This is a genomic window from Nonomuraea sp. NPDC050540 (assembly GCF_044457485.1).
Taxonomy (GTDB): domain Bacteria; phylum Actinomycetota; class Actinomycetes; order Streptosporangiales; family Streptosporangiaceae; genus Nonomuraea.
The window spans coordinates 23,822-50,169 of record NZ_JBITHA010000034.1 but is presented as its reverse complement, the minus strand read 5'-3'; the positions used below and the strand labels follow the sequence as shown (position 1 = coordinate 50,169).

Annotated in this window: 23 protein-coding genes; 17 read left to right on the top strand and 6 right to left on the bottom strand. The window is 70.0% G+C overall.

The genetic code is table 11. The features are described 5' to 3' along the window. Positions 1 to 49 precede the first annotated feature (49 nt). The 9 genes from ACIBI5_RS52810 (at position 50) to ACIBI5_RS52770 (ending at position 12,382) form a co-directional block, all read left to right on the top strand. Complete coding sequence (locus ACIBI5_RS52810) at positions 50 to 2,089, top strand: lantibiotic dehydratase family protein (protein ID WP_397259181.1); 2,040 nt, start codon at positions 50 to 52, stop codon at positions 2,087 to 2,089. Continuing rightward, positions 2,086 to 3,150, top strand: a complete 1,065-nt coding sequence (locus ACIBI5_RS52805; RefSeq protein ID WP_397259179.1) for a lanthionine synthetase LanC family protein — start codon at positions 2,086 to 2,088, stop codon at positions 3,148 to 3,150. Before ACIBI5_RS52810 ends, ACIBI5_RS52805 begins: the two co-directional genes overlap by 4 nt. Positions 3,151 to 3,205: 55 nt before the next feature. Next, complete coding sequence (fxlM, locus tag ACIBI5_RS52800) at positions 3,206 to 5,257, top strand: methyltransferase, FxLD system (RefSeq protein WP_397259177.1); 2,052 nt, start codon at positions 3,206 to 3,208, stop codon at positions 5,255 to 5,257. A gap of 18 nt (positions 5,258 to 5,275) precedes the next feature. Continuing rightward, positions 5,276 to 6,415, top strand: a complete 1,140-nt coding sequence (locus tag ACIBI5_RS52795) for a hypothetical protein (RefSeq protein WP_397259203.1) — start codon at positions 5,276 to 5,278, stop codon at positions 6,413 to 6,415. Next, a complete protein-coding gene (locus ACIBI5_RS52790) occupies positions 6,412 to 7,065 on the top strand; it encodes a 3'-5' exonuclease (protein WP_397259175.1) in 654 nt (217 codons plus the stop codon). The genes ACIBI5_RS52795 and ACIBI5_RS52790 overlap by 4 nt, the downstream gene beginning before the upstream one ends. Before the next feature lie 215 nt (positions 7,066 to 7,280). After that, positions 7,281 to 7,637: a DUF6624 domain-containing protein gene (locus ACIBI5_RS52785; protein ID WP_397259201.1), complete on the top strand. Its 357-nt coding sequence runs from the start codon at positions 7,281 to 7,283 to the stop codon at positions 7,635 to 7,637. 59 nt (positions 7,638 to 7,696) lie between these two features. Beyond that, on the top strand, positions 7,697 to 8,929 hold the full coding sequence (gene fxlM, locus ACIBI5_RS52780; RefSeq protein ID WP_397259173.1) for a methyltransferase, FxLD system: 1,233 nt from the start codon (positions 7,697 to 7,699) through the stop codon (positions 8,927 to 8,929). Positions 8,930 to 9,492: 563 nt separating this feature from the next. Then, positions 9,493 to 10,104, top strand: a complete 612-nt coding sequence (locus ACIBI5_RS52775) for an AAA family ATPase (protein ID WP_397259171.1) — start codon at positions 9,493 to 9,495, stop codon at positions 10,102 to 10,104. 1,183 nt (positions 10,105 to 11,287) lie between these two features. Then, a complete protein-coding gene (locus ACIBI5_RS52770; RefSeq protein ID WP_397259169.1) occupies positions 11,288 to 12,382 on the top strand; it encodes a BTAD domain-containing putative transcriptional regulator in 1,095 nt (364 codons plus the stop codon). Between the two features lie 53 nt (positions 12,383 to 12,435). Here the strand turns inward: ACIBI5_RS52770 and ACIBI5_RS52765 are convergent, their stop codons facing one another. Next, positions 12,436 to 12,825 carry a hypothetical protein gene (locus tag ACIBI5_RS52765; RefSeq protein WP_397259167.1) on the bottom strand — a complete coding sequence of 130 codons (390 nt, stop codon included), beginning with the start codon at positions 12,823 to 12,825 and terminating at the stop codon, positions 12,436 to 12,438. Positions 12,826 to 13,112: 287 nt separating this feature from the next. Here ACIBI5_RS52765 and ACIBI5_RS52760 point away from each other — a divergent pair, with 287 nt between their 5' ends. Next, complete coding sequence (locus ACIBI5_RS52760) at positions 13,113 to 13,841, top strand: ATP-binding protein (RefSeq protein ID WP_397259165.1); 729 nt, start codon at positions 13,113 to 13,115, stop codon at positions 13,839 to 13,841. A 555-nt stretch (positions 13,842 to 14,396) separates the two neighbouring features. Here ACIBI5_RS52760 and ACIBI5_RS52755 read toward each other — a convergent pair. Together ACIBI5_RS52755 and ACIBI5_RS52750 are read right to left on the bottom strand one after the other, a co-directional pair. After that, positions 14,397 to 14,672 (bottom strand): hypothetical protein, encoded by a 276-nt coding sequence (locus ACIBI5_RS52755; protein ID WP_397259164.1) that lies wholly within the window; start codon positions 14,670 to 14,672, stop codon positions 14,397 to 14,399. A gap of 1,075 nt (positions 14,673 to 15,747) precedes the next feature. Further along, complete coding sequence (locus ACIBI5_RS52750) at positions 15,748 to 17,136, bottom strand: hypothetical protein (RefSeq protein WP_397259162.1); 1,389 nt, start codon at positions 17,134 to 17,136, stop codon at positions 15,748 to 15,750. Between the two features lie 450 nt (positions 17,137 to 17,586). On the opposite strand from ACIBI5_RS52750, the gene ACIBI5_RS52745 reads away from it, so the two are divergent. The 7 genes from ACIBI5_RS52745 (at position 17,587) to ACIBI5_RS52715 (ending at position 23,297) form a co-directional block, all read left to right on the top strand. Then, positions 17,587 to 18,825, top strand: coding sequence for a hypothetical protein (locus ACIBI5_RS52745; RefSeq protein ID WP_397259160.1), 1,239 nt, complete (start codon positions 17,587 to 17,589; stop codon positions 18,823 to 18,825). 329 nt (positions 18,826 to 19,154) lie between these two features. Then, positions 19,155 to 20,159, top strand: coding sequence for a DUF932 domain-containing protein (locus tag ACIBI5_RS52740; protein ID WP_397259158.1), 1,005 nt, complete (start codon positions 19,155 to 19,157; stop codon positions 20,157 to 20,159). Between the two features lie 255 nt (positions 20,160 to 20,414). Further along, positions 20,415 to 20,900 (top strand): hypothetical protein, encoded by a 486-nt coding sequence (locus ACIBI5_RS52735; protein ID WP_397259156.1) that lies wholly within the window; start codon positions 20,415 to 20,417, stop codon positions 20,898 to 20,900. 136 nt (positions 20,901 to 21,036) lie between these two features. Beyond that, complete coding sequence (locus tag ACIBI5_RS52730; protein WP_397259155.1) at positions 21,037 to 21,642, top strand: hypothetical protein; 606 nt, start codon at positions 21,037 to 21,039, stop codon at positions 21,640 to 21,642. Between the two features lie 65 nt (positions 21,643 to 21,707). Beyond that, positions 21,708 to 22,256 carry a hypothetical protein gene (locus ACIBI5_RS52725; RefSeq protein WP_397259153.1) on the top strand — a complete coding sequence of 183 codons (549 nt, stop codon included), beginning with the start codon at positions 21,708 to 21,710 and terminating at the stop codon, positions 22,254 to 22,256. Further along, the gene (locus ACIBI5_RS52720) at positions 22,253 to 22,792 is read left to right on the top strand and encodes a hypothetical protein (RefSeq protein ID WP_397259151.1); all 540 of its coding nucleotides are present in this window, start codon (positions 22,253 to 22,255) and stop codon (positions 22,790 to 22,792) included. Before ACIBI5_RS52725 ends, ACIBI5_RS52720 begins: the two co-directional genes overlap by 4 nt. Then, on the top strand, positions 22,785 to 23,297 hold the full coding sequence (locus ACIBI5_RS52715) for a hypothetical protein (protein ID WP_397259149.1): 513 nt from the start codon (positions 22,785 to 22,787) through the stop codon (positions 23,295 to 23,297). The genes ACIBI5_RS52720 and ACIBI5_RS52715 overlap by 8 nt, the downstream gene beginning before the upstream one ends. A 119-nt stretch (positions 23,298 to 23,416) precedes the next feature. On the opposite strand, the gene ACIBI5_RS52710 is transcribed toward ACIBI5_RS52715, so the two are convergent. The 3 genes from ACIBI5_RS52710 to ACIBI5_RS52700 all read right to left on the bottom strand — a co-directional run bounded on the left by ACIBI5_RS52710 (position 23,417) and on the right by ACIBI5_RS52700 (position 26,338). Next, positions 23,417 to 24,091, bottom strand: a complete 675-nt coding sequence (locus ACIBI5_RS52710; protein ID WP_397259147.1) for a hypothetical protein — start codon at positions 24,089 to 24,091, stop codon at positions 23,417 to 23,419. 322 nt (positions 24,092 to 24,413) lie between these two features. Continuing rightward, positions 24,414 to 25,403 (bottom strand): C40 family peptidase, encoded by a 990-nt coding sequence (locus tag ACIBI5_RS52705; RefSeq protein WP_397259145.1) that lies wholly within the window; start codon positions 25,401 to 25,403, stop codon positions 24,414 to 24,416. After that, positions 25,400 to 26,338: a replication-relaxation family protein gene (locus tag ACIBI5_RS52700; RefSeq protein WP_397259143.1), complete on the bottom strand. Its 939-nt coding sequence runs from the start codon at positions 26,336 to 26,338 to the stop codon at positions 25,400 to 25,402. Before ACIBI5_RS52700 ends, ACIBI5_RS52705 begins: the two co-directional genes overlap by 4 nt. Positions 26,339 to 26,348 lie beyond the last annotated feature (10 nt).

Below are 26,348 nucleotides of genomic sequence, written 5' to 3'. Positions count from 1 at the left end.
ATGGGACCTGGGCTTGCAGCCCAGCCCGGATGGTGACCAGGACGGAGTGATGGAGATGACGCGGACGCGAATTAGACGGTATCGGTGCACCGGCGCCGGGATGCTGCGTGCCTCGGCGCATCTGGCTCCTCCTGTCCTTCCGGGCTGGCCGAAGCCAGGCTCGTCGATCGAGCACTGGCGGTCATGGCTGACCACGGCATGGGCGGATGAGCCCTTCCGACAGGCGGTCAGCAACGCCAGCCCTGACCTAACCCGCCAGGTCCAGGCAATCCTCGGCGGGCAGGTGGGCAACACCCGCCGGGCACGCCGCGCAGCGCTGTCCATCGCCCGATACGCCCTTCGCTACGCGCACCGTTCCACGCCGTTCGGCCTGTTCGCCGGTGTCGCCCTGGTCGCGTTCGGTGATACGGCGCTTGTGCGTGTCGGGGATGCGCACGAGGCCGTGGATCGGCCCGAGCCCACCGAGTTGGATGCGGCGATCACCACGTGGGAGAGCGGCGACGATGCGATGGCCGACGTCGAGGTGTGTGTGAACACCCTTGCCCGCGTGCGCGACGGCCGTGTCCACGTTCCGGCCGAGGGCGCGGATGAGTTCTCTGTGGCCGCGACGGCTGCGGTGGAGCTGGTGCTGCAGGCGGCCAGTTCCCCGATCTCGCACGCGGTCTTGCTGGGAAAGCTCGCCGCCGAGTTCCCACAGGTCGCCCCCAAGCGCCGCGCGGAGCTGATCGCTGAGCTACTGCGGACGCGGTTGCTGCGCTCGCGACTGCGTGCGCCAGCGACCGTCACCGACCCCGCCGCCGTCGTGCCGTCCAGGCTCTTGGCCGGCTGTGGGCGCACAGCGGTGGATCTGCGGCTGGATGCCGAGGTGCGGCTACCGGCGACGGTCGCGGTCGAGTTGGAGACCGCCGCGACCGTTTTGGCCCGGGTCGCGACCCATCCCGCTGGTACTCCGGCCTGGCGACGTTACGCCGAGCGGTTCGTCGGCCAGTTCGGCGAGGGGACCGAGGTTCCCGTAGAACAACTCACTGACCCCGACCGTGGTTTGGGCCTGCCAGATGGGTTCGGCCTGGTGTCAGAGCCGCCCAGGCCGATGTCGCGCCGCGACCGGCTCCTGCTCGGTCTCGCTGGGACAGCCGCCCTCGAGGGCCACCGGGCGGTGACCTTGTCCGATGCGATGGTGGAGGAGTTGGAGGTCGCCGCGGCCGAGCCCTTTGCCGGCTTCGCGCCCGCGCCGCACTTCGAGGTGTGCGCGCAGGTTCAGGCCCGCTCCGTCGCAGCGTTGGACGCGGGTGATTTCCGGCTGCGCGTCCACACCGTTTCCCGGGCGGCCGGTTCCATGACCGGACGGTTCTGGCATCTGCTGCCCGGCCTGGCCGCCAGATACGCCGCTCTGCCCACCGTCGCGCCCGGCGCGATCTCGGCGCAGTTGTCGTTCCACCCCACACGAGCCGAGGCCGACCTGCTCACCCGAGCGCCGCACGTCCTACCGACGTTGGTCAGCATCGGCGAACACCGAGGCGGCGGCGAAGGTGTCCTGTTCCCGCGCGATCTGGTCGTCGGCTCCCGCGACGGCCACCTGTATCTGGCCGCGGCCGCGACCGGCCAGCGCCTGGAGTTGCTCGCCCCCACGGCGATCAACTTCCTGTGGAACAACTTCACGCCGCCGTTGGTGCGGTTCCTGGCTGAGATCAGCCGCGCTGCCACCGCGCAGGTGACGTGGTTCGACTGGGGTGCGGCGTGGACGCTGCCGTTCACCCCGGCCCTGCACTATCGGCGTACCGTGCTGGTCGCCGCCCGCTGGCAGCTTCAGGCCCGGAAGTTGCCCGGCCGTACGGCGCACCTACAGGAGTGGGCCGAGCATCTGCACGCCTGGCGCGCCCGTACCAGGATGCCCGAGCGGGTACTACTGGCCCTCGACGATCAGCATCTACCGCTGGACCTCACGCGGGAGATGGACACCGATCTGCTGCGCGCGCACCTTGGCGCGCATCCGGTTGCGGTGCTGTTCGAGGCGCCGCCACCGGATGCCGATGGGTGGCTCGGCGGCCGGGCACACAGCATCGTCGTTTCCGTGGAGTCGCAGCCATGAGTGCCCAGGCGACGCAAGCGCTTGCCGAGGGCGCGCTTGGGCAGGCGCTGCTGCACATCGAACGCGCCGACTTGGCCGGCGCGCGCGCCCTGCTGGAGGAGGCGGTCTGCGGCGGAGTCAGTACCGGCTCCAACGCGAGCTTGTATCACGGCGCCCCGGCACTGGAGTTCGTCTTCAGCCGTGCCGGGCGCATCGACCGCGAGGTGCAGGCGGGCGTCGACCGGGTCGTGGCCGCCCGCCTGACCGCCGCCCGCCAACGGCGGCTCGCGCGGCGCCTGCCGCCTCTGGCAGAGTTCGATCTGATCAGTGGCCTGACCGGGCTGGGAGCGCTGCTCTTGGCCCGGCCCGGCTCCTCACGCCTGCTGGATGAGGTCCTGACTCACCTGGTGTCGTTGGCGTGCCCCGTCGAGGTCGGCGGTGGGATGGTGCCGGGGTGGTGGTCGCCGGACAGCCCCACGCCCGACGCCGTAGTGCTCGGCGGCCACGGCAACAACGGCATGGCCCACGGCATCGCCGGGCCGCTGGCGCTGCTGGCGCTGGCCGCCCGCCGCGGCATCCACGTCGACGGCCAGCGCGAGGCCATCACCACCTTCGTGACCTGGCTGGAGCAGTTCGGCAGCTTCTACTGGATCACCTTCGACCAGCTCACCGCCGACGAGCCTGCGCTGGCATCGCCGCTTCGGCCGTCGTGGTGCTACGGCGACCTGGGGATCGCCCGCGCCCTGCAACTGGCCGCGCTCGCGTACTGCTCCCATGCCCGCAGGGAGAAAGCCGAAGAGATCGCCTTGGCAGCCCTCGCCGACGCGAAGCGTCTCGACCGAGTGACCGACGCCTCGCTGTGCCACGGCTGGGCCGGACTCTTGGCCGCTACCACCGCCATCGCCGCCGACAGCGCCGCCCCCGACCGGTTCACCGCGAGTATCCAGCACCTCCGCCAACGTCTGGCCGAAGGCATCGGCGAGTTGCCCAAGCTGGGGTTTCTGGAAGGGCGTGCCGGGGCGCAACTGGCGTTGGAGGGCTCCAACGCCAGCGGCTGGACCTGCGCCCTGCTCCTTGACTGACCCCCATGGCCGTACCAGCCGACCCGGACCTCGACCGAGCAGGAGCACCGACGACATGGACAGCTACGAGGACAATCTGGCCCCACCGGCCGAGCTGGAATGGTGGCATGCCACGGTCAGTTTCTCCGGCGGCGCCGGTGTGAGTGCGGAGGCAGCGTTTGCGTTGTCGGTCGCGCTGACTGGTCGGCGCTTTCACTTCCTGCGTAAGGAGGGCGGGCTGCGGCTGCGCACCGACCAGCGCGTGGGCGTTCTGCTCGACCTGCTCGTGGCCGATGAGGTGGTGGCCGGATGGGTGGGCGGCATCTACGAGCCCGAAACGGACGCGTTCGGCGGCCCGCAGGGCATGGCCGTCGCCCACACGCTGTTCTGCGCCGACAGTCCGGCCGCGCTGGCCCAGACCGGCAACCCCGACAGCCGCGGACGGTGCATCCTGCTGCTGTCGGCGATGTTCCGGGCGGCCGGGCTTGATGCGTTTGAGGTCGGCGACGTGTGGGCGAAGTTCGGCGCTCTTCGCCCATCGATTGACCCTGCTGCCGAAGCGCGCCGGGCGGCGGCGATCACCGCGATGCGCCGCCTGATGAACGCCGACGCGGCCCAGCGCCCCCACCCCGAACCGGGGTGGGCCGAGCGCGTGGCCGCGTTCGAGGACGCCGGTCGCGCCCTGGCCCGGCTCGCCAAGTGCGGGCATCTGGAGCGGGGGCTGCGCGCCGTTCTCGCCCACCACGCCATCTTCGCGTTCAACCGCGCAGGCACGTCCGTGGCCGAGCAAGCCGCGGCGGCCTGGCTCGGCTGGCAGGTCGCCTTTGGACAAGACGACTTCGCAGCCGTGTCCGCCAGCCCCTCCTCGCCAGTAACACCTACCTTCACCAGGATGGAGACCACCATCACTACCACCGACGACCCCAGCAAGCTGCGCGAGGCCATGGTGGCCAAGTACGCCGACTCCGGCCACCTGCGCACCCCAGAGATCATCAAGGCGTTCAGCGAGGTCGAGCGCCACGCCTTCATCCCCGACGCCACCGTCGAGGCCGCCTACGTGGATGACGCTGTGCCGATCAAGCACGACGCGAGCGGCGAGATGATCTCCTGCATCTCCGCGCCGTCCATCGTTGCCACCCAACTGGAGCAGGTCGGCGCCCTCCCCGGTCACAAGGTCCTGGAGGCGGGGGCGGCCACCGGCTACAACGCCGCCCTGCTCGGCCACCTGGTCGGCCCCACCGGGCACGTGTGGACCATCGACGTCGACCAAGACCTCGTCGACAACGCCCACCGGCATGTGGACGCAGCCGGGATCGGCAACGTGACCGTCGTGCTCGGCGACGGCGCGGCCGGACTGCCCGAGCACGCCCCCTACGACCGCATCCAGTTCACCGTGGGCGCCGGCGACATCCCCACCACGGTGCTCGACCAGCTCGCCCCCGGCGGGCGTCTGGTCATCCCGATGCGCATCCGCGGCAGCATCAGCCGATCCTTCGCCTTCGAGCGCGACGGCGACGACGGCCTCTGGAAGGTCGTCTCGTGCGAGATGGCGACGTTCGTGCCGCTACGCAAGGGCATCGGTGACGACATCTACACCCGCGTGCAGCTTGACGGCGAAGGCGATGTTCACCTGGAGACCTTCAGCGAACAGCTCGTCGACCGCGAGGCGATGCGCACCATCCTGGACACCCCCACCCACCGGCTCCACACCAGCGTGAAGTTCCGCCAAGGCGACCCCTGGCAGTGGGTGTATCTGTGGCTGGCCTGCGTCCTGCCCAACGGGCTATCGCGGATGCCCGGCAACAGGCCGGGATTCACCCCGCACTTCGCGTGGGGGTCCATGGCCGCCCTCGACGGCGACACCCTGGCCTACCTCACCATCCGCGAGGACGAGGACGCCGCAGGACGCTTCTGGCAGATCGGCGTCATCGGCCACGGCCCGCACGCCGCCGCCCTGGCTGAGCAGGTCGCCACCGCGATCGAGGAATGGGAGCGCGACTACGGCAACCACGCCCCCGCCCCCGGCTTCCGCATGGCCACCGGCGACAGCCGCGACCTGCTCAAGGCCGCCGACTCGCGCTTCATCATCGACAAACCCGCCAGCCGCCTCGTCATCGACTGGCCGTAGAGAGGGATCAGCGTCGTGATGAACCCGGCGATCGCCGCCCGTATCCCGCTGGTCTGCCGCACCAAACCGCCCGGCAAACCCCTGGCGGAGCGCATCGCCGATCTCACCGCGCTGAGCATCGACCCCGCGGGCGCCGACCACCATGAACGGGTGGCCCGCGCCTGCGGGGTCCTTAACATCTCCGCGCTCGTCGCCTCCGACGCCGCCCTGCCCGGCATGGCCGCCGACCTGTGCTGGCGGCAGCACCAGGTCTTCGCCGAGGCCGGGAGCCTTGACCGGGAGATCGCCGTCATGTCGCTGATGCCTTTGATCAACCTCGCCCGGCTCCTGATCCGCGAAGGCGACGGCCAAGCCGCCTACGAGCTGCTCGACCAGCTCTACCGCGCCGCCCAGCAGCGCGGCGCCACCGTGATCCACGGCCACGACATCGACCTGGCGCCTCTGACCCACACCCGGGACGACCACAGCGCGGTCTGCACGGAGCTGTGGGTCGCGCTGCTCATCGACGGAGCCCGCGCCCTGGCCCAGCAGGGCCGCTGGAGCGATGCCGCCGACGCTATGGCCACCCACCGCGGTATCGGTGACCGGCTGCTCGACGGCCGCCAGCTCAAGGTCATGGCGCTGCTGGAGCAGGACCGCCCCGTCGAAGCGACCGCGGTGATCGACTCCACGATGCCCGCCGAACCCTGGGAAACCGCCGTGGCCGCGCTCCTGCGCATCGCCATCCGCCCCGCCACCACACTCACCCCGCAGGACGAGGTCGAGCACGTGCTCGTGCAAACGTACGGCCTGGTCACCGCCCAGGAGCCGACCACAGCCGCGTTCCGGACCCACCTCGCCTTGACCGCCCTCGACGTGACCGCCAGCCACGACCAGCCGAGTGGCACCCACCTGGCCGCCGCCGTCATCGACGTCGCCGCCACCGACGCCTACGCCGCCCGCGACGTCCTCGCCCACCCGGCGATGCGCTCCGGCATGACCGGCCAGCAGCACCAGGACCTGGCCGCCGTGATCGCCGCCGCGGCGCTCGGCACCGGAAGCATCCCGGACATCCATCTCAAAGTCCTCAACGAGGCGGTGGAGCACGCCGAGGAGCGCCTGCGGAGCCTGCTCGCCACCACCGAGTATCCCCGCCCAACCTTCTTGGAGAAGACGTGACGCGTCAGCCTTGGACCACCGCGCCGCTGGTAGCGCTCGACCTGGAAGGCACCGGCGGCCAAGATCGCGACCACGAGCAGATCCTGGAGATCGCGATCGTCCCCCTGACCGGCGGCTCCCCGGACGTGACCGCCGCCTGGGACAGCACGGTCAACCCCGGCCGCATGGTCGCGCCCCGCCCGTGGATCGCCCGGGAACTCACCGGCGACATCCTGTTCACCGCGCCCACCTTGGACGACATCCGTGCCCACATCGTTGACCGCCTGGAGCGGCGGATCATCGTCGGGCACAACATCGGCGTGGACTGGCGACTGCTGCACCGTCTCGTGCCCGAAGCCCAACCCGCGGCCTTGATCGACACCACCCGGCTCTACCGCCACTTTCACCCCACGAGCCAGCGCTGGAACCTGGTCCGGCTGCTGGAGAAGTACGCGCTCAACGCGCAGGTCGCCGAGCTCGTCCCCACGGGCAGCCCGCATCGCGCCCTGTGGGACGCGGTCGGGGCAGCCCTGTTGCTGCCCTCACTGATCGATGACCTGCCCGGCACGACTTCCCTCACGCTGGAGGAGCTGACCGCCGTCGCCGGCGTCCCCCTGCAGCGCAAGGTATCTCGTGGAGCGGACAGCGAGCAGGTCGCGCTCGATGTCTGACGGACAGTCCACATCAGTCAGGGGAGGCCCGCATGAACACTTCGCTCCGCGACGAGTTGCTGCAGCGCATGGAACGCGATCAAGCCGTCCGTACGGCCATCCCGTATGGCCAGCCGATGACCGAGCAGGCCCAGCAGGAATGGGAGCAGGTCGACCTCGACAACACCCGCTTCCTGAAGGAGGTCATCGCGGAGCACGGCTGACCCGGTCGTGACCTGGTCGGCGATGACGGCGGCTCGGCCGCCTGGCTCTTTGCGCAGCACGCCGACCACGACGTCGCCTTCCAACGCCGCTGCCTGGACCTGCTGCGAAAGGCCGTCGCCGCAGGTCAGGCTGAGCTGTCGCAGGTCGCGTATCTGACCGACCGGGTCCGCGTCGCCGATGGGCGCCCGCAGCTGTATGGCACGCAGTACCACGAACCTGACGGGCGCCTGCAGCCGCGCCCCATTGAGGACCTCGACCGTCTGGACGAGCGCCGCGCCGAGATGGGTCTCGGTCCGCACGCCGCCTACGACCTCCACATGCACGAGCAGTACGACCCGCCTCAAGAACAGCCCCGCGAACTGCCATGACCGCCTGCCGTACTCGCCGGTCGCCTGACGCCGTCGACGAGCGAAAGTAGCGTTGCCCGATGACCACCGACGCCGTCTCCCTGCAATCTCCGGATCATCTGCGAGCTGCCATGGTCGCCGCCCTGGTGGAGCGAGGCTCGATCCAATCGCCGCAGGTGGAAGCAGCCTTCACGAAGGTCCCGCGCCACCGGTTCGCGCCCGAGGCGCCCCTGGCCGACGCCTACTCGGCGAGGGACACCGTGATCACCAAGCGCGACTCCTCAGGCGTGTCGACCAGCTCGATCAGCGCGCCCTGGCTCCAGGCCGAGATGCTGCAGGCTGCCCAGCTCTTCCGCGGGGCGAAAGTCGCCGAGATCGGAAGCGGCGGCTACAACGCGGCGTTGATCGCCGAGATCGTCGGGCCCGAAGGGCTGGTGGTCACGTTCGACATCGACCCCTGGGTCACCGAGCGGGCGACCCGCTTTCTGACCGACACCGGCTATCCGCAGGTGAAGGTCGTCCTCGGGGATGCCGAGCACACCGTCGAACAACACACACCGAAGGGCGGCTTCGACGCCGTCATCGTCACGGTCGGCGTCTACGACATCCCCTGGGGGCACCTGCTCGCCCCGACCGGCCGCATGGTGGTGCCCCTGCGGTTCTCCACGGTAAGCCGGTCGCTCACCTTCATCCGCGACGGTGACCACTTCGTCGGGCTGGACCCGGCCGTATGCGGGTTCGTCGCCTGCCAAGGACAAGGCGCGCTACCAGACCAGGTCGTAGCGCTGGCGGGCGGGGCGGTCAAGCTCACGCTGGAAAGTGGACCCCCGCTCGACGTCACGGCGCTTGAGAACGCGCTGCGCGGCGAGCCCAGCGAGCTGTGGACCGGCGTCACCTTCGACTGGGCCGAGCCGTTCGACTCGCTGAACCTGTGGGGCGCCACCGCCGACGACGCCTTCGGCATGATCTGGCGAGACGAGGCCCGCGAGGAAGGCCACCTCATCAAGCCCGTCATGCGCTGGTACTGCCCCGTCCTCATCACTCCCGGCAGCTTCGCCTACCTCTCCTACCGGGAGCTCTCGCCGGACAACAGCGCACGGCGCCGCTGGGAGTTCGGCGTCTACGGCCACGGCCGTGACGGCGCCCACCTCGCCCAAAGGCTGCGCGACCACGTGGTCACCTGGGACCAGCGCTGGCGCGACCACCCCGGACCGGCCTTCACCCTCCACCCCACCGCTGCCGAAGTTCCCCCGCCAGCGGTCGGGCGGATCTTCCGCAAGCGCCATACCCAGCTCATCCTCAACTGGGAGTGATCATCGCAGTGTGTACACGCCCGCCACCGGCCCACCATTCCTTCGATCCATAGGCGACCACCACGGCGCCGACATCCTGGTGCTGCCCGCGCCCAGCAGCCCTGCAGCGCTCCAATCTGGGCATATTCACGCAAGCTGAGGCAGGGCACGTCCCGGACTAAGCGACTCCTTCAGGCCGTGGCTGTGAACCCCAGACACGCAGCCACGGCCAAGACCTTGGAGCCAGGCAGGACAGGACATCACGTCATGGACCTTCCCCCAAGCCCTGACGGCGGCTTCTACGGCTTCGCTCCGGCCAGCGGGACACCGCGCTGGCCCTGGGTCGCGCGGCTCCTTGCCTGCTTCGGCGAGCCGCCTCCACCACCTGGGCACCCCGAGCTTGACCTGGACGATCCCGGCCCTTCTTCACTCTGGTGAGGCGCTACCGAACCGATGGTGCTGTCTACCACCTGGCCCTCGCGCGTAACCCCTATCGTCACGAGGATGGAGACCACCGTCAGCTACACCGCGGACCCGACACTGCTGCACGAGGCCCGGTTGGCCGAACTCATCGAGCAGTAGCGATGCCTGCGACGCAGACCACCCTCGTTGTCATCCGCGGCAACTCTGGCTCCGGGAAGACCACTCTGGCCAAAGCCGTCCGCGAGGCGTACGGTCAGCGCGGGCTCGCCATCGTCAGCCAAGACGTCGTCCGCCGTGAGATGCTCCGCGAGCTGGACGTGACCGGCGGCGTCAACATCGGGCTGATCAAGACGATTTGCCTCCATGCTCTCACCCACGGTCACCATGTGGTTCTGGAAGGGATCTTGACCGGCAGCCGCTACGGCGAGATGCTCGACGGCCTCAGGCGAGACCACCAGGGGCCGGCCACCTTCTTCTACATGGATGTGCCCTGGGAGGAGACCCTCCTCCGGCACGAGACGCGCCCCCAGCGATCCCAGTTCACTCCCCAGCAGATGGCCGAGTGGTTCACCGAACGCGATCTCCTGCCCGGCGGATACGAGCACCTCCTGGACCACGCCCTGTCGGTCGAGAGCGCCACCCAGCACATTCTCCAGACGGCGGGCCTGGTTTCGACGCCAAGCGGGTCTGCCCAACCGGGGCCGCATGAGCGCGCCGAGAAGGGGGATGCCCGCACGAGGCAGGCTGGAACATCCGAGCGAGGCTCGCCCTAGTGCGATATGCCGCCGGTGCGGCGCTCCCACCCGCTGCCGCGCCGCGCTGCGCCCGCTCGGCGGAAGTCGTCCCGGGTGCGCGGTGCCCAGCCGCCCGTGTCGCCCGGGCGTCCACGGCCTGGTCCGGCTTGGTGGTGCTCAGCCCGCAGTCTCCTCATGTGATCTTGGTTCTGCTGAACATGCCGAAAATGGCCAAGGCAGGCCAGACTTCGTGACGGCACAGAAGCGAAATCAGCGACGATCTCTGCGCTCGTGAGGTCAAGTTGCTCTGCGTTGCTCGCGTATCTCGACACGGTTCATGAGGGTGGCGACGCGGGATGTGCTGGGTTGGTCTTTCTGGTGGCTGACCGCTGTGATCGGCGTGAGGTTGATGGGTAATAGACGTGGGGATATTGGCGCGTGAGTCCCGGTGGGCGCGGCTTTGTAGTTTGTGTTCTCTTTTCGGAGTCTAACTAGGACGCGATAGTGGTAGTTCGGAGGTGTATTTGTCGACCCCTCCGGAGGTTTCCTGATGATTCAGGAGGAATATTCACAAGCCGGAATACTGAGCGGAATCGGGCGATCGGTTCCGTTCGCGCGTCCAGCAGTCGCTGTCGCGTTCTTCCTCACGGCCTGCCCTGCGACCGAGGCCGTGGCTGAGGTGGAACCGTACTGCCCGCCGATCTCCCGGCAAGCGCACGAGATATACGACATCGGCCAGTGGTGCGCGTCGGTGAACGGCGATCTGGGCGATGGGCGAGTGCCGAATTTGGGCGAACGGCTAGAGCAGTCTCGCCGCAAACCCGTGGAAGCGTCGCCCGTACCTCAGCCGCGCAAGACATCGGAGTCAGGCGATGCCGTCTCAGAGGCCAGGCAGCCTGAGGCCGAGCCCGGAACGCGGACGCCGAGGACCGGCGAATCGGGCGAGCCGGGTGCTGGCACGAAGATGGGCCGGGCACCGGATCTGACGACGGGTCCACAACACCGTGAAGCGGATGATCCGCGGGGGCAGCGGGAGGGGGATGTGGTCCCGGTGGTGACGGGGGCGCCGTCGCCCGGTCCGTCAGCGTCGTCCTCGTCCGCCACTCCTTCGGTGTCGCCGTCTGCTTCGGCCTCTTCCCCTGCGGGTTCACCCGGCGCTGGGGCCGGGCGGCCTGGCGGCGGGCCTGGCTCGGAGGTGACGGGGCCGTTGGGGGCCGCGCTGATGTTCGGCCTGCTGGTGATGGTGCTGGCTGCCGCGTTGATCACCCGGCTACGGCCCCGGCTCAGTCTGGCGGGCGCGGGCCTTGCTCGCGGAGGGCACCGTGCGGGCGGCGGCGGCGACATACTTCACGATGACCACGGCCACGGGGAGGCTATGCCGGTCGCGACGGCTGCGGGTACGCAGGCTCCTGCTGTCGAGCCCGCCGAGGTGGGACTGGCCGGCGCCCCCGAGAACCCGATGACGGACGTGCCTGCGTCTGCTGGGCAAGGTGATGCGCAGCCGGTGTCCCCCGTTCCTGCGGCGGACGCAGCGATGGAGGGTGCTCCGCTTGGGCCGGTGGGGTCGGGCTTCGTGGTAGCGGCGGGCAAGACCAAGGTCGAGGTGTTCGGGGTGCCGCGGGTGACCTGGGCCGGGGCGGAGGTGTCGTTTGGGCGGGCGGAGGCGCGGGATCTGTTCGCGCTGTTGTCGGTCTCCCCGGACGGTGTGTCGATGGAGGCCATCGTGGAGGCGTTGTGGCCGGGTGATGGTGAGCGTGGCGGGCGCCGGTTGGAGTCGGCGGTGCGGGAGATCAACCAGGCGATGCGACACGCGACTCAGCGGCCTGCGGGGGTGCGGTTCGTGGTGAAGTCCGGGGAGCGGCGGCTGCTTCCTGCCGCGTCGTTCGATGTGGATTTCTGGCGGTTCGGCGATGCCTGCCAGCGCGCCTCCACCACAACCGATGACGTGACCCGGACGGCGGCCTTGCAGGAGGCGGTGTCGTTGTATCGGGGGTCGCTGCTGGCCGGGCGTGATGATCTGTGGATTCTTCCGGTACGGCAGGCCGCTCAGCGCCAAGGGGTGAATGCCGCTGTACGGCTGGCGGAACTGCTGCGCGCCGATGATCCGGAGCGGGCGGTAGACGTCCTGCAACTGGCGGTGGAGCGCATCGATCCGTACAACGAGACGTTGTGGTGTCAGCTCATGGCAGTGCAGAACGAGCTCAGGCGCCCGACCGCAGTACGGCGCTCGTTTGAGCTGCTGAAAGAGCGGCTGGCGGAGATCGACGCGGCACCGAGTGCGCAGGCACGGCAGGTGTATGAGCAGCTCCTTCGCTGATCGGGCTGCGGAGGAGGAACGACGAAGGGTGGGGTCTGGCGGCGTCCTTGGCCTCACCCTTCGTCGCGCAGGGCGCGCTGGTCGCGTGCCGGATAGCTGGCCACCGCGTCAGAAGTGATCAGGTGGATCGGCTGGGTGTCGTAGATGCGGGCCAGCAGGCGCAAGGTGGCGGCGGAGGGGCGCCGGCCTGTCTGGGGCCAGTTCTCGTAGTCGTAGAGGCGGGATTCGCGTAGTCCGGCTCCGGTGGTGCCGGCGAGCCGGTGGAAAGCTTCGATCGTCTGGGCCGCGGTGAGCCCTGCGGCGTAGCGGTGCAGGCGTAGGGGGGTGGCGGGGTGGTCGAGGGCGAGGATGACGGCGATCTGGTCGGTGGTGAAGCCGTGCTGGCGGAGGTAGCGGCTGCGGCGTCGGCAGTCGAGCAGGGTCTGGTATCCGGTGCCGGACATGGCCTGGTGTCCCTTCCGTTGGCGCGCGGGGGGCGCGCGGCGGGGCCCCGTGCGTCGGGGTTGGGGGACGGTAGTCGGCCTTTGGGGAGGGGCTCCAGTCTGGGTGTGGGGTGGTCGACGTGCCGGTCGTGGTGGGGGCGGCGGGCGTGGTGGTGGTGTTGCCGCAGGCCGGGGCGGTGTGGGTGTGGGGTGGTGGTTTGGGGGTGTGATTCGGGCGGGGAGGTGGGTGATGGTGCTGGCCGCTCCCGGCGTCGGGCCGGGACGCGGGACCGGAAGGGACACCTGTCATGAACACCCGCACACAGCACACGAGCCTGGCCGAGCCGAGCAACCTCGTCGCCCAGCCGGCCTTCCCCCTTCGCCGACAGGAGCCGTTCGGAGAGGAGTTCCCGGATCTGGCGCCGGGATTGACGATGTCCACCCTCCGCGCTGCGCGTTTGTGGCGGGGGATGGCGTGGCGGCGGGCTTTCCCCGGACGCGGCGACCAGTCGGCCCCGGCCCGCCGCATGGTCGGGCAACTGCTGGCTGACACCGCTCGGGCGGAGGACGCGGTGTGGGTGACGGCCGAGCTGGTCAGCAACGCACTACGGCACTCCGACTCGGGCCGGGAGCGGGGGTTCTTCGTGGTCGAGGTGCTGCTCGGGTCGGCGTCGGTGCGGATTGTGGTTTACGACTTGGGCGGCGGCCCGGTCCCGGACTTCTCACGGACACCCGGCACGCTCCCCGAGGCCGAGGAGGGGCGAGGATTGGCCGGGGTGGCCAAGCTCGCGGCCCGGACCGGAGCGGCGGGTGACGAGGTGACCGGGCACGCGGTCTGGGCCGAACTGGCCCTCGACGAGCAAGCGACCGGACCGGCCTCGGACGTCACGGCGGTCGGTGGTACGGCCGGGCACACGGATGGCGCGCAAGAGCCGGGCGGCATCCGGGAACTGCTCTCAGCCGAAAGACCGGGCTCCGACCGCAGGGAGGAGGGTGTCCGCCTGGACCCTTCCGCGGTTCTGCGGGAGGCGAGCTGAGGAAGAGCGCGGACCAGGCGTCCGCGTTCGGGCAGGAACCGTGGGCGCAGCAGGCGCTCGCCGAACTACGCCATGACTGGCCCGACTGGGCCTTTCTGGTGGTGCGTCACCGGTGGCTGGCGCTGCGCGGTAAGCAGCAGGTGATCAGCGCGAGCGGGCCACGCGAGCTACAGCACGCGCTGCCACCCCGCCCACCCAAGCGGCCCAAACCACCGAAACCGCCCAAGCCGGGCAAGATGCCCGAGCCGCTCGAGCCGCCTCCGGCTGAGTCGGCCCCGGTGCCCGTCTCGGCTTCGCCTGGTCCGCCCGGGCACGATGCGCCGGGGCACCGTCGGGTGCTGCCGACGTTGGCCGAGCTGCTGTACAGGGCTCCGGGCGTGAGCTGGACCAGGACGAGCGCGCCGCCGTCGACCTCGGCATCAATGCCGGACACACACGCGGGTGGGGCGGGTGGGGACGGTGGTGCCGGTGCGGGGCTGTGCGGCCCGCTGGTGGCCGATGCGCTGCCGCTGGGGGTGATGGCGGCGGAACGGTCGGTGACGGGCACGTGGGCCGTTACGGGCGCGGCCGGGGCACGGGTGGCGTGGTGGCAGGCCGGGTGGTGGCCATGGGGCCAGGGTCGTGACCGGCCGCGACCAGGCTCACCAGCAGGGGAAGAGGCTGCTTCGGCGTGCCGGGCCGGGCCTGCGGATCGTGGTCGGCGTCGTCATGGCCGTGCCCGGCCGAGGCCCGCAGCAGCCGCTCGACCGATCGCGGCCTGAAGACCGTGTAGGGGGCCGGGACTGGGGTCGGGTCGCGTCCCGGTGCGGGGGCCGGGACGGGGCTTGACATGTGGGGTGCAGGTGGGCGTTGATACCGGTCCGCCGGTCCACCGTGCGCTGCGGGACGGATGGGCGGGCGCGTTCGGCTGGTGGGTTCGCCTCGTGTTGGGGACGAGGCGAACCCACCTTCCGCATGAGGGTGAGACGACGTATTCGGCGAGCGGGCGGTTGTTGGCAAGGGGTGTCGCGTTCGGGTGTTGCGGGCTTGGCAGGTGGGGGGTTGATCGGTGTCGCGGCCGGTGTCGCGTTTTGTTGTCGCGTTCGGTGTTGCCGCTGAGATCGCGACACCCCCTGTCGTGTCATATGCGCAGGTCACGCGGGTTTCGTCTGTTGCGCTGGCCGCCCCGAATCGCCTATAGGCGACTCCTTTGAATATGTGTGCGCGCGTGTTCGTGCGGATACCTGCATCTACTGCCTCTCCGCTCGTCTACCCCTACACCTTCCCCCTTCTTTCTCCCCCATCAGCAGTTGCCGGCCCGCGGCCAGCCGCGGGCCGGCCCTCGCCGTGGCCTCGCCGTGAACGACGAGCCGAACCTCCGAGCGAGCAGGTCAAACGGGTTCCGAACGTATGGCCCCGGCCGGGCGGCGTGCCGGTGGCCGGGCACCCGGCCGTGATGGTCCGGCGGCTGTGAATTCCGCCGGAAAACTTTACCTTTTGGCCGCGAGATAAAGTCCCGCACCCCTTTTTCGTCGGCGTTATCGAGATAAAATAGAAACGTCAGCAAGAAAAGTAGAAAGGCGGAAGAAATGGCGTGTAACGCGAACGAATTCGACGGCGAGTTTATGGCGGATGTACGGCGCACGGATGTGGTGCTGAACCCGGCCCGCTACGTCACGCGGGCGGCGGATCTACCCGGCGGCCCGGTCGGCATCTTCCGTCCGGCTGCCCCGTCGCGGGCGTGTGAGGCGTGCGATGCCGGGGCGGGTGAGCCGTGCCGGGTGGGGTGTTTGGGGTTGGCGGCGTTGGATGACGCGACCGGGTGGGGGTTCGCCGACGACGCCGCCTGACCGGCCGGGCACATGTCTACGGCCCCGGTCCGCCGCGTGGGGCGGTGCCGGGGCCGTAGACATGCCGGAGGCGGGGGCTATGCGGTGGCGGGCCTGGCGGCGCTGTCAGGCGCGTCCGTGCCGTCCGTGGTGTCGGGGGTGGTGGGGGTGGGCGGGTGGATGGCGAGGTGTGCGGCGATCAAGTCGGCCACTTCGGTGGGCGGGGTGTCGTTGGGGAGGTCGGTGGTGGGGTAGGTGTCGCCGGGGGCGGTGTGGCCGAGGTAGGTCCATCGGATGGTCATGGGCGGCGCGCCGGTGTCGGCGGGGCTGGGGGTGGGGTTGATCGGGATGATCACCTCGACCAGGTGGCCTTCAGGCGAACGGTAGTCCAGACCGTAGGCGTCATGGCGCACGGCGCGGGTGTGGTCGGGGTCGTAGGAGTGGCCCTGTGTGTGGCGTTGGTAGCCGTGGGCGCGCAGGGCGCGGGTGTAGGGCAGAGTGCCGGGCAGGTAGGTGGCGATGACGTCGATGCCGAGGTGGTAGTCGCCGAGGATGTCACTCATGTCGGCGGCAATGGCCTCGAAGTCGGGCTGCCCGATGCATACGTCACAGGTGCGGGCGTCGTCGCAGGTGGCGCACAGACTGAGGGTGAACATCTCCTCGTAGAGGCAGATTTCCAGCAGGGTGCCGTCGTCGCCGCGTTCGGGGCGGGCGATGACGGGGTGGCCATGCTCGTCGTTCCACATAATCGCCCAGCCTGGCCCGTGGGCGGCGAGGGCGCGGGCGTATTCGGGTGCGATCGTGAGGTGGTCGATGGTGTCGGGGAAGCCGGTGTCGTTGAGGTGGCGGTAGAGGTCGGCGCGCTGGGGGGTGAGTCCGGCGGCGGTGGCGGTCAGGGTGGCGACGGCGGCGGGCGGGGTGCGGCGCGGCACGGTCGCGGTGTAGGCGGGTGCCGGGGCGGCCCCGGTGTCGGCCCCGGCCCCGGCAATGGTGATGGTGATCGGGGCCCGGGTGTCGCGGAGGTAGGGCGTGGCGAGGGTGGCGGTGGCCCCGTCGGGCGTCCGGTAACGGGTGATGATGTCGCCGGTGGCGGGGTCGAGGTGGCTGAGCTGGTCGCGGTGGATGCCGTACGGGCGTAGCGCGGCGCTGTAGGGACCGCTGACACCCATGACCGACCTGATGTGCCGCCGACCTTCCAGCAGGAGGCGGGCGGCTTCGGTGACGCTGTCGGCGATGCCCAGGGGGCGCGGCACGCCGGGCCGGGCGTCGCTGGCCAGGGTGGCGGCGATCTCTTCCTGCGTGGTGATCTCCAGCAGGGTGCCGTCGTCGGCCATCGCGGCGGGCCCGATGAGCACATCCTGTCCGTCCCACATCAGGACGTGGCCGGGGCCGGTGTCGACCAACCCGCGTAGGTGGGCGGGTTCCACGGTGATGCTGTCGGCGCTTTCGGTGCCGGTGTCGGCGGCGGCGTTGGTGTTCGGCGTCATGCGGGTGTGCCCTTTCGTCGTGGCCCCGGAATGGCGCGGCGTATTTATTCCGGTGCGGTGTTCCGGCGGCGTTTCCCGCCTAATTCCATGGACGCTCGACCCCGGCATTGATGTCAACCCGAATGCGCATTCACCTCGAAGATTCTTCAAGAATACATTCGGACAATTATGCATCGTCCGCCGTCGTCTTCTCATGGGGTGAAGAGCCGGGCCGGCCCGGGATGTCAAGTCGAAACCGCCATCTTCTCGCGAGATGTTTCCGCAGGTCGGAGGTTGTTTAGTTAGGTTAGCCTCTCCAGCCGTTGGGGTGACATTATTTGTGGCCGGGTCGGCTTGCCAGCCGGGTTATGGGCGAGGGATGGTCGTGACACAAACAAAAAACACCGGCCCGGACGGGGCCGGGAATTCGATCGGAAAGGGCGTCACACAATGGCTATTCACACCCCAGAAATGACCGCTACCGAAACCGTCCGGGCCGATGCGGAAATCGCCGTTACCGGGATGGCCGACGCCGCGCCCCTGATGGCCCCTGACAGCCCCGACACCGCCGCCCCGGCCGCCGACCCAGCGGCGGACGCGGATGGGCGTGTGGGGGCGGTGTGGGCGGCGCTGAACGCCGAGCCCGGCGGGTCGGCCACGATGATCGGGGCGGCGTCCGACCTGAACCGCACGGTCGCGGGGAAGATCCTCGGCCAGCTCGAAGCCGACGGGCACGCCCGCCGTGAGCCGGGCGTCAACGACGGCGGACGCGGCCGGGCGGCTGACCGGTGGTACCCGGTCACCACGAACCCCGCCGCCACGGCGGACACCGCCATGCCGACCGCGCCGACCGACACCGCCGACGCGCCCGCACCGCCCCCCGGAACGCCGGACGCCGCACCCGACGCGACCCCCACGCCCGATGTGGACGCCCCAGACACGGACGCCCCGGACGCGGACGCGGTGCCCGCTTCGGAGGTGGAAGTTGTCCCGTCCGGCATTGGTTCGGCCCACCCTGACCCGGCGGACGGGCCGACCGACGCCGAGGCCGACCCGACCGACGAGACAGCCGGTCAGGTGCCGGACGGGACGGACAATGAGCTCGACACGGTCCCTGACCCCGACCCGGCCGAGCCGGTGGCCGACGATCCGGCGTGGGTGCGGGCCTGTGCCGACCTGTCGGAGCTGGCGGATCTGTTCAACGGGGTGCTCACGGCGAAGGAGGCGGGGAACGCGGTGATGGCGTTGGGGTGCCTGGAAATGGCGATGACGAAGGTCGCCTCGGCGCACCGCACGGCGCGGGCGGCGCTGACCGGCACCGCCACCCCGGCCCGCGCCGTACCGGGTGCCGGTGGTGGCGCGGGCATCGGCGGCAGCACGCGGCCGGGCGGGTTGCGGGACCTGGTTCGCGCGCACCTGATCGAGTTCCCCGGTCAGGAGTTCAGCCCGCATGACATGGCAAAGGCGTTGGGCGGCCGTTCGTCCGGCGCGGTGGCCAACGCCCTGGACCGGCTGGTTCAGCTCGGGGACGCGGTGCTGACCACGGAACGGCCCCGCCGGTTCGCCCTCGCCCCCACCGTCAACCACGCCCCGGCCCACCCTGCCCCGGTCAACGCCCCCGCCGTGCCCCCGGCCAGCCTCGCCCCGGTCAGCGCGGCTGACTCCGCCGACAACGGGGACGGTGCGGCAACCGACATCAACGGCGACTGATCGGGCCTGAGCGGGTGGGCCGCCCTGACCGGCCCGCCCACCCCCGGCCCGGTAGCGGGCGGGACACCCCTACAGCCCCGCCCGCGCCCCGTAGCCCGGACACACCACCCCGCCGCCCCGCAACACGAACCAACCCGGCCACGCGCCGGACGGGTATCCGTAGCCCGCGCTGACCACCGACCCACCGGCCACCGGCCCGCACCGGGCCGGGGTCCGATCCACTACCCACACCGCTCGCGGCATCGCGTCTGTTCCGCATGCCCGCACACCACACCACACCACACCACGCCACATCGCCGCACGTCGGCACCTCAGGAAGGAACAACGTCATGGCTCACGAGATCGAGATCTTCGCCAACGGTTCGGCCGGGTTCGCCGCCGCCGGTAAGCCCGGCTGGCATGGGCTCGGCTATACCGCGCCCGGCCCGATGACCGCCGAGGAACTGCTGGCCAACGCCCAGCTCGCCGGGTGGAACGTGCGCAAGGTGCTGGTGGGTCAGGTGATCGACCCGGTGACCGGCGAGCCGGTCGTCACGGACGAGGACTTCCTGACGGTGCGCACCAACCCGGTCACCCGCAAGCCCGAACGGCTCGGCCGGGTCGGACGGGAGTACCAGCCCCTGCAAAACGAGCAGGTGTGCGACTTCCTGCAAACCCTGGTGGATGAGTCGGGGGCGGTCTTCGACACCGGCGGGTCGCTGAACAACGGGCGGCGGGTGTTCATCACCATGCGCCTGCCCGAACCCCTCATGGTCGGCGGATTCGATCAGATCGACCTCTACCTGGCCGCGTTCAACCGGCACGACGGGTGGGGTTCGTTCGTGACGGTGGCTACCCCGGTCCGGGTGGTGTGCGCGAACACGGAACGCGCGGCATTGGCCAACCACACCTCCCGGTACACCGTCCGGCACACCGGCAACCTCGCCGGGCGCATCGCCGAAGCCCGCGAGGCGCTCAAACTCACCTGGAAGCACGGTCAGGCGTTCGCCGCCGAAGCCGAGAAGCTCCTCGCCGTCCCGATGGACCGCAAGGAATTCCGCCTGTTCGCCACCCGCCTGCACCCGCTACCGGCGGACGCGAAGGACCTGACCAAGCGCAACCACGACCTGACCATGCGGGAGCTGGAGTACCTGTTCAACGACGCGCCCACTCAGGAGCCGATTCGTAACACCCGGTGGGCGGCTTATAACGCGGTGACCGAGCGGCTGGACCACAAGTCCCCGGTGTTCGGCAGCCGCGACATCGCCACCGTGCGCGCCGAGCGCGCCCTGCTGGATGACCACGACAACGCCAAGCTCAAGGCCCGCGCCTTCCGGATGCTGGCCACCGCCTAACAACGTCCGGCGTCCGGTACGGCCCCGGCACGCGGGCCGTACCGGAACGCCGCCGGACGGAACAGCACCACGCGGGCGTACGGCCCGCCACACGCCCCGGCGCGGCCCGACCGGACCCCGGGACCTACCCCGGCCCGGTGCCCGCGCCGCTACGGCGCGGGCCCGCCCCGGATGCCGCGCCCCGCGCCCCGGCCCCCGTGCCGGACACCCACGCACCACGCCCTATCAACCCCGACCGTGAAGGAGATCATCACCATGGGTCGACTCGAAGAGCGCGCCAGCCAGCACGCCAACGACGCCCGCCACGCGCTGGGCGAAGCCCTCGACCGTGTCTGCTCCCTCGATGACGAGGGAAACCTCGACGACGCCACCCTGGCCCGCATCGCCCACACCTACCACCGGATGAGCTGGTGGCAGCAGGTCACCGACCTCACCCACGGCATCGAGGACACCGTGGACGGCGGGACCGCGATTCTGACCGTGCGGCAACACGCCCGGGAGTTCCTGATCAGCGCCCGCCCATCTCACGGCGGCCTGTTCGCCCAGGCCATGGCCGAATCCCGCCGCAACGCCGCCCAAGGCTTCCTCGCCGCAACCCAGAGAATCGCCGACGCCCTCACGCCACCACACACGCCAACCACACCGCCCGCACCGCCCGCACCGGCCACCCGCCCGGACGACACCTACGGCGGACACGCCGGGCCCCTGCCCGACCCGTGGACCTCGCCTCCCGTCTTCTAACCCCGGTCGGGATGCGGCAGTGACCTCGAATCCCGTCCGCCCGGTGGCGCGGGGACCGCCCCGCGCCGCCGCCCGGACGGCCGCCCACGCCCCTCACCCCCGGCAAGCCCATGTCACCGACGAAAGGACCACCTCCATGGACAACCTTCACCAACCCGGCCCCCTTCCCCCGTACGGCACAACCGGCAACGCCGCACCCGCCTTGAACTCCACCGTCGCCGCCGAACCGGTCGAGCAGGTGCGGTGCTCGTTCGATGAGCTGGTTGCCGAGAAGATCGCCTCCGCCCGGCATGCCTGTTACGCGGCGGCGGCCGAAGCGGTCTGCATCTTGCAGAACGGGCGGAGGCTTGTCGGTGAGCAGGTGTTCGCCGCCGCCTACGCCCAGACTGTCCGCGCCTGGTGGGACCGGGTCGAGGTGGAGATCACCGGCAAACGGCTCGCCAGTGATCACGCCCTGCGGCGGGTGCGCTCCTGGGCCCGCCACTACCTCACCGGCGAACCCCCCGCCCCGCAACCGGGCACCCTGTTCGACCACGGGCTCGCCCACGCCTCACGCCTGGCCGCCCGCGACTTCCTCACCGCCAGCGGCCACCTCCTCACCCACCACCTCGCCACCGACCCCGGCGACGAAGCCGACCTTCCGGCTCCGGGCGGGCCGGTTAACCATCCCGAGCCCGGCCCCAGCTCTGGCCGTTCGGCCGCGTTTGCGGTGCCGCCCACGGCGATGCCGGACGCGCCGTGAACAACCAGCCGACCACGCCAGCGCACCCCGGCGCTGGCCTCCCCACCCACAGAAAGGTTCCGACCATGCCCGAGTGCAACCCGACCCCCGACGCAGTCCTGCCTGATGTCCCCGACGACCCCAACGTTCCCGCCGTGCCGAGCCCGGCGTTGTCAGTAGAGGAGATCATCGAACAGGCCCGCACGATGCGGCGGCGCAACGCCGACGATATCGCCCACCGGCTCGCCCGAGGGGAGCAACTGAGCGCCGAGCGGCTCTACGACGTCCTGCGCTCCCAGAAGGTCGGCGGGTGGTGGCTGATGATCGACCGGCACATCCGCTACAGCCCCATCGGCCGTGGGCTGACCCCGGCCAAGGCGGTCGCCAAGTACGCCTCCTGGATCAGCCCCTACCTGGAGGACAACGCATCGTGTGACCCGGTCTGCACCTTCGATGCCCTCGGGCTCAAGAGTGTGCAGGAGCTGGCATTGGCTCACCTGGACCGGGCGCTGGCCCTCATCCGCCAGGACGCGGCTCGAACTTTCCTGGAGCAGGCGGGCTCCCTCGCGCCGGCCTCCTCCGCGGAGCACAAGCAGTCTCCTTCCAGCTCGGCTGGGCAGGAGGCGACGGCATGAGCGGCCACCCGACCACCGGCGAACCCACCCCCGGCGATTCCGCCACCCCCGTCACACCAACCTCGCCCGCGCGGGAGGAGGCGCTGTCGGTGAAGGCGGTCATCGCGCAGGCCCGCGAGACGCAGCGGCGTAACATCGACGGCATCGCCAGAAAGCTCCACCGGGGGCAGCAGCCTTCAGCCGAGCAGCTCTACGAGATGCTGCATGCTCAGACGCTCGGGACCTGGTGGGCGCTGGTCGAACGGAAAATCCGGGACGCGGGAGGCAGCCAGGGGCAGGCACTGTCCACGTTCTTGCCCCTGATCAGCTTCTGTCTCGAAGAAGACGACACCACGCCGGATGTCTCCCTGTCCGTCGGCATCCTGGCACCGGACTTCGATCACGAGTTCACCTTCATTCACCTCTACCGGGCCATGGACCTGATCCGGCGACAGGCGGCTCGAACCTTCCTGGAGCAGGCGATGTCCCTCGCACCGACCTGCCCGGAGCCCGAGCAGACTCCCTCCCGCTCGGCCGGGCGGGGACGTCATGAATGACTGCACCGCCACCAGCGAACCCGCCCCCGCCACCCTCGAAGCGGCGACTACCTCCGAGGGGGCGACGACCACGAAGCCGGGCCCCGGACCGGTGGACAGCTCGGAGGTGGAATGGTTCCAGATCCTGGCCTGGCGATGGGACATCACCACCGCCAAACGACTCGCCCGAGGCCGTGAACCGCACGGCCGCCTCGACCCCGCAGCGTGGAAAGGCATGCTCGGCCTGATCACGATCAACACTGAGCACGCCGCGCGGGTGGATCTGTCCGAGCCGCTGATCGTGGCCCCGGTACCGAACGGCGGGCTGCTGATCATCGACGGCTGGCACCGCCTGCACAAGGCGCTGAACACCGGCGTCACCGAGCTGTTCGCGGTGGTGCTCACCGCCGAGGAAGAACGCGCCTGCCGCATCTTCGGCGGGGAACCCCACAACGACGAAGAGGAAGGCGCGTACGGAGAACACAACGAAGACGAGTACGAGCAGCACGGCCGCAGAGGCGTCTGATCCGGTGATGTAGGGGGCATGCCCCGCCCAGCACACTCAAACTATGCTGGCCGGGGCATACCTCCTTCACCACCGGATCAGGCGTCAGGTCGCAGGTCCGCCCTCATGATCCGGGGATGCTATCCCGCTTCGAGTAGCGCTGCTCGTGCTTTCGCGGCTTCCGGCGTCGGGTTTCGCAGCAGGGAGGGGCTGGGCGCAAGGCCGGGTGCGCTGACATGGCGTGCGGGTGCCTGCGGCGCTCGCCCCGGGCTGGGTGTCGTCGTGGTGATGAGGTTGCGGTGCAGGAGCGCGTGGCCGATCAGGCGCAGGAACGACTCGATGGGGATCATGTAGTCGCGCAGGCTGGCCTCATCGTCTATGGACAAGGTGCCGTCTTGGGGGCGGTTGCGGTTGTGCAGGTCGACGTTTTCGGCGCTGTCGAGGCAGTAGTAGATCTCCCCTTCGAGCCAGCCGGCCTCGGCGCTGTTGAGCGTTTCATCGTCATTGGACTCGTAGCGGATGACCAGCGCCCGATACCAGTGGTCACGCTCCTTGAGCTGCTGCAGGACGCGGTTTCGGAGACCGGGATTGGTGGCTTTGCCGACGTAGGCTCCCCACCGGCCCTCGGCGTCGGGGCGGTCGAGCAGGATGTAGGCGCCGGGCACGTTCCAGCCTTTGTCCAGGCTTCTAGCGTTGTGCCGCTCGATGAGGCGCATGTCGGCGACCTTGTGTTTGGCCCGGATCTTGATCGGCTCGTCGAGGTATTCGGAGAGGGTAACGATGAGCGGGAACGCGGCGAGGCGTACGGGGGGCATGGGGTCTCCTTCACGTGGAGCAGCTGGCGATGTCCCGGCCAGTATCGGTCACGTCGCTCTGTGTTACCTCATGTTTCGGGAAACAGGAAAAGGCCGTTCACCTGCGGATTTATGTCTGCACCTACGGACTTTCGTCGATGTGGCACCAGGCTCATGGCGTCACCCACCGCCGTTGCGGTGTCGGGTGGGTCGGCAATCATGGTTCGGGCGGCTGTGGCCCCGGTGCGGCCCTACGGGGCCGGTGCCGCTCTATGACGGCCGGTACGGCGTCCTCCGGCCCCGGATTGCGGTCCTGCCGCTACGGGGCGGGCATGTGGGCGGGTTAGCGCGGGTCGGTCCGGCCGGTGGGTGCGTGGGCGGCCGGGCGGGTGAAACTGATCAAATCCCGGCGTTGATAGGTGCCGGTTTGGACGACGGTGAGCTTGTTGGGGGCGTGGATCATCTGGCCGCCTCCGATGACGAGGCCGACGTGGCCGGGCCCGTCTGCTTCCATGCGGAAGAAGGCGAGGTCGCCGGGCTGCTCCTGCCCGCGTGGGATGGGCGGACCCCACCGCCACTGGTCGGCGGCGACGCGTGGAATCGAGATCCCGGCGGCCTGGTAGGCGCGCATGGTGAGGCCGGAGCAGTCGAAGGCGTTGGGTCCTTCGGCTCCCCACACGTAGGGTTTGCCGAGCTGGGCGTGGGCGTAGGCGATGACGGCGGCGACCTGCTCACCCGGAATGACGGTCACACACGTCCCCGCCAGCGCGTCAACGACGCGTTGCGCGAGTGCCTCCCACTGGGCGTAGGCGGTGGGGTATCCGGAAAGCTGGACGGCTTGCGCGGCTTGGGTGAGCGGGAGCCGCTCCCACCGCTTCACCTTGACCAGGTGGTCATAGAAGGTGCCGGTGGCGTAGCGCGGGTCGAGGATCTGCTCCCGTGTTCCCCAGCCCTGGGAGGGCCGCTGCTGGAAGAGTCCGAGGCTGTCGAGGTGTCCGTAGGTCAGATTCCGGAGCTTGGACTCCTGCAGCGCGGTGGCGATAGCGATCACGGCTGCTCGTGCGGGCAGGCCACGCTCCATCGCGACCTGGACGATCAGCGCCGCATGGGTCTGCTGCTCGCCATCCAGGGTCAGCGTGGAAGCGGCGACGCCGGTGGCTGCCGGGGATGCCGCGACCAGCCCGCCCGCCCTGCTGCTCGTCGTTGCGTCGGGTGTGATCGCGCAGGCCACCCCGCCGGGCGTGCCCGAGCCGGTCAGGATGCTGGTGGCGGCTGCGAGGAACGCCAAGACGATGAGCAGCAGGAGGGCGGCGCCGGCCGCGGCCACCTTCACCTCCCCGACTTCTCTTCGCCGAAGATGCGGTCGAGGAAGGCGTTCTCATCCTGGCCGGTGTCAGGTTGGTCGGGGATTGTGCCGAGGGTCAGGTGGGGCCAGCCGCCCGCGAGGTTGACCAGCCGCATGCGCCGATCGCCTGCGGGGGCGGGGATGGGCAGCCAGCAGGGCCCGGCGGGGCCGTCGTCGAGTTCGGTGTGGACGGCGGTGGCGATCGGTAGGTCGGTGGTGGTGATGAGTTTGCGGAGGTTGGCTTCGCGGGTGCGGCTGGGCAGCCAGAACAGGATCGGGCTGCTGACCCTGGTGGTGTCGGCGAGGTCGGCGTAGGCGGCGAGCTTGTCGGCGACCTTGGCCAGCGTCATGCTGCCGGTGTCGTGTTCGAGGAAGAAGTCGATCTGGCGGCCGTCTTCTATCCAGCAGCCGTAGGCGTCGGGTTTGGGCCGGTTGCCCCACATTTTGATGCACTGTCGTTCTGACTGCCATGCGCGGAGCTGGGTGCCGGGGCGATGGCGGGCCAGGTGGGCGAGGGTGACGAAGAAGTCGTTGACGCCGATGTGGTGGCCGCGCAGGGAGGAGGTGGCGGGGTGCATGGCCCGGTCTGGGTCGTAGCCCAGTTCTTTGACGGTGGTCTGCAGGTGCAGGGCGAGGATTTCGGCTCCGGCGGGGCCGAGGACCCAGTGGTGGGGGTGGGAGCCGGTGGGGGTCCAGGGCCGGGACGGGGTGATCATGCCGAGGTTGCGCAGGATGCCCAGGCGGCGGCGGGTGGGTTGCGGTGTGGTGAAGAACAGTTTCTGCAGCTGGTGGGTGGTCAGGACTCGGTGGTGGTAGAGGTGTTCCAGGATGTGGTAGTCGCGTGGGGTGAGGCGGGCGGCGGCGTAGGCCATCGCGGCAGCGTTGAGACGGGGCAGGCGGAGCGGGATACGGGTGACGGGCATGACGGTTCTC

What these genes read in the sequence shown, in the direction of transcription:
- ACIBI5_RS52795 (WP_397259203.1), top strand. Translation starts at nt 5,276, where the DNA reads ATGAACCCGGCGATCGCCGCCCGTATCCCGCTGGTCTGCCGCACCAAA.
- ACIBI5_RS52745 (WP_397259160.1), top strand. Translation starts at nt 17,587, where the DNA reads ATGACCGCTACCGAAACCGTCCGGGCCGATGCGGAAATCGCCGTTACC.
- ACIBI5_RS52725 (WP_397259153.1), top strand. Translation starts at nt 21,708, where the DNA reads ATGCCCGAGTGCAACCCGACCCCCGACGCAGTCCTGCCTGATGTCCCC.
- fxlM (WP_397259173.1), top strand. Translation starts at nt 7,697, where the DNA reads ATGACCACCGACGCCGTCTCCCTGCAATCTCCGGATCATCTGCGAGCT.
- ACIBI5_RS52750 (WP_397259162.1), bottom strand. Translation starts at nt 17,136, where the DNA reads ATGACGCCGAACACCAACGCCGCCGCCGACACCGGCACCGAAAGCGCC.
- ACIBI5_RS52755 (WP_397259164.1), bottom strand. Translation starts at nt 14,672, where the DNA reads ATGTCAAGCCCCGTCCCGGCCCCCGCACCGGGACGCGACCCGACCCCA.
- ACIBI5_RS52735 (WP_397259156.1), top strand. Translation starts at nt 20,415, where the DNA reads ATGGGTCGACTCGAAGAGCGCGCCAGCCAGCACGCCAACGACGCCCGC.
- ACIBI5_RS52730 (WP_397259155.1), top strand. Translation starts at nt 21,037, where the DNA reads ATGGACAACCTTCACCAACCCGGCCCCCTTCCCCCGTACGGCACAACC.
- ACIBI5_RS52710 (WP_397259147.1), bottom strand. Translation starts at nt 24,091, where the DNA reads ATGCCCCCCGTACGCCTCGCCGCGTTCCCGCTCATCGTTACCCTCTCC.
- ACIBI5_RS52760 (WP_397259165.1), top strand. Translation starts at nt 13,113, where the DNA reads ATGAACACCCGCACACAGCACACGAGCCTGGCCGAGCCGAGCAACCTC.
- ACIBI5_RS52775 (WP_397259171.1), top strand. Translation starts at nt 9,493, where the DNA reads ATGCCTGCGACGCAGACCACCCTCGTTGTCATCCGCGGCAACTCTGGC.
- ACIBI5_RS52740 (WP_397259158.1), top strand. Translation starts at nt 19,155, where the DNA reads ATGGCTCACGAGATCGAGATCTTCGCCAACGGTTCGGCCGGGTTCGCC.
- ACIBI5_RS52810 (WP_397259181.1), top strand. Translation starts at nt 50, where the DNA reads ATGGAGATGACGCGGACGCGAATTAGACGGTATCGGTGCACCGGCGCC.
- ACIBI5_RS52715 (WP_397259149.1), top strand. Translation starts at nt 22,785, where the DNA reads ATGAATGACTGCACCGCCACCAGCGAACCCGCCCCCGCCACCCTCGAA.
- ACIBI5_RS52805 (WP_397259179.1), top strand. Translation starts at nt 2,086, where the DNA reads ATGAGTGCCCAGGCGACGCAAGCGCTTGCCGAGGGCGCGCTTGGGCAG.
- ACIBI5_RS52765 (WP_397259167.1), bottom strand. Translation starts at nt 12,825, where the DNA reads ATGTCCGGCACCGGATACCAGACCCTGCTCGACTGCCGACGCCGCAGC.
- ACIBI5_RS52700 (WP_397259143.1), bottom strand. Translation starts at nt 26,338, where the DNA reads ATGCCCGTCACCCGTATCCCGCTCCGCCTGCCCCGTCTCAACGCTGCC.
- ACIBI5_RS52770 (WP_397259169.1), top strand. Translation starts at nt 11,288, where the DNA reads ATGTTCGGCCTGCTGGTGATGGTGCTGGCTGCCGCGTTGATCACCCGG.
- ACIBI5_RS52720 (WP_397259151.1), top strand. Translation starts at nt 22,253, where the DNA reads ATGAGCGGCCACCCGACCACCGGCGAACCCACCCCCGGCGATTCCGCC.
- fxlM (WP_397259177.1), top strand. Translation starts at nt 3,206, where the DNA reads ATGGACAGCTACGAGGACAATCTGGCCCCACCGGCCGAGCTGGAATGG.